Source organism: Agrobacterium sp. 10T429 (assembly GCF_056393925.1).
This window is the reverse complement of sequence record NZ_JBFTGV010000094.1, coordinates 1-373: the sequence shown is the minus strand read 5'-3', so window position 1 is coordinate 373 and position 373 is coordinate 1. Positions and strand designations below refer to the sequence as shown.

General features: G+C 56.6%; 1 protein-coding gene. It reads right to left on the bottom strand.

All coding sequences use genetic code 11. The features are described 5' to 3' along the window. Positions 1 to 90 precede the first annotated feature (90 nt). Positions 91 to 373: response regulator transcription factor (locus AC1DCP_RS26685; RefSeq protein ID WP_476774913.1), on the bottom strand; the 283-nt coding region annotated here is incomplete at its 5' end.

The following is a 373-nucleotide window of genomic DNA, read 5'->3' as shown; positions in this document are numbered from 1 at the left end:
GCTGATATAGATGCCGGATAAATCGAAGTCAATCGTGCGTCGCGAGACTCAAGAAAGATTCATCACGGAGCGCCCCCATCACGTCGGGACTTACAGCAAGTGATGTCGTCGCGCAAACTCTGCCAGTTCAATCAGCGATTTGAATTTCAGTTTGCTCATGATATTTGCCTTGTGCGAGCTGACGGTTTTATTGCTGATTTCCAGTAATTCGGATATCGCCTTATTGGTATGGCCCGAGGCCAGCATGCGCAATACCGTCAGTTCGCGCCGGCTCAAAATGCGCGCGGGGTCGCCGGCCACGGCCGAGAGGCGCCGCAGCGTGGGCAGCAGGTGCGTGGGAAACACCGCGAAGCCCTGCATGACGGCGCGCAGG